Origin of the sequence: Pseudomonas entomophila, assembly GCF_013523125.1 — a bacterium.
GTDB lineage: Bacteria > Pseudomonadota > Gammaproteobacteria > Pseudomonadales > Pseudomonadaceae > Aquipseudomonas > Aquipseudomonas entomophila_B.
Window position 1 is genome coordinate 1 of sequence record NZ_JAAMQJ010000096.1, and the last position, 1,145, is coordinate 1,145.

Consider the following 1,145-nt stretch of genomic DNA (forward strand, 5'->3'; position numbering starts at 1 on the left):
GGAATCTCCGAACAAGTCCTCAGTTATGCGAAAATCACCGCACCACCTGATCCGAGCCGCCCATGAGCCAGATGAGTTTTTCCGACTTTGAGTACGCCGGCAAGCGCAAGCAAACCCGCCGCGAACGCTTCCTCGCCGGGATGGATCAGGTCGTGCCCTGGACAGGCCTTCTGGCGTTGATCGAGCCGTTCTACCCCAAGGCCGGAGGCGGTAGAAAACCCTATCCTCTGGAAACCATGCTGCGCATCCACCTGTTGCAGAACTGGTTCTCCTTGAGCGATCCAGCCATGGAGGAAGCGCTCTATGAAATCACGCCCATGCGCCAGTTTGCACACCTGACCCTGAGCGCGCCGATCCCTGAAGACACCACGATCATGAACTTCCGGCACTTGCTGGAGAAGCATCAGCTCGCACCTGCAATCCTCGCGGTCATCAACGGTTATTTGCAGGAAAAAGGCCTGTCGCTGCGCCAAGGCACCATCGTCGATGCCACCATTATTCATGCCCCCAGCTCCACCAAAAATAAAGAAGGCAAGCGCGATCCCGAGATGCACCAAACCAAGAAAGGCGGTCAATATTTCTTCGGGATGAAGGCTCACATCGGTGCCGATGTCGAGTCTGGCCTGGTTCATCACGTCCATGGCACCGCCGCCAATGTGGCCGATGTCACACAGGTTGCTGAGCTGCTGCATGGCGAAGAGAACGCCGTGTATGCAGACGCCGGTTACACCGGTATCGAAAAGCGCGAAGAGCATGAAAATCGGGGGGTGATCTGGCAGATTGCAGCACGCCGCAGTACCTATTCCAAGCTGAACAAGCGCAGCGTGCTCTACAAGGTCAAGCGCAAGATCGAATACTGCAAAGCTCAGACACGGGCCAAGGTCGAGCATCCGTTTCGAGTGATCAAGCGGCAGTTTGGCTACGTGAAAGTGCGCTTTCGTGGGCTGATGAAAAACACGGCTCAGTTGACCACGCTGTTCGCCCTGTCAAACCTGTGGATGGTTCGAAAACAGCTGATGGGTATGGGTGAGTTGCGCGCTTAACACGGTAAATCGGGCGAAAAAGCCCTCAATACGCGATGCATCATTCGATTTTTAGCCAATAGCGCTGCGCGCCGAGCAAATTACGACTTGCCGCCGCTGCGC

Annotated in this window: 1 protein-coding gene; it reads left to right on the forward strand. The window is 56.0% G+C overall.

Annotated elements, in window-relative coordinates; translation table 11 throughout:
* The first annotated feature begins 62 nt into the window (after positions 1-62).
* Positions 63-1,043 carry an IS5 family transposase gene (locus G7007_RS21685; protein ID WP_064614518.1) on the forward strand — a complete coding sequence of 327 codons (981 nt, stop codon included), beginning with the start codon at positions 63-65 and terminating at the stop codon, positions 1,041-1,043.
* Positions 1,044-1,145 lie beyond the last annotated feature (102 nt).

What these genes read in the sequence shown, in the direction of transcription:
- G7007_RS21685 (WP_064614518.1), top strand. Translation starts at nt 63, where the DNA reads ATGAGCCAGATGAGTTTTTCCGACTTTGAGTACGCCGGCAAGCGCAAG.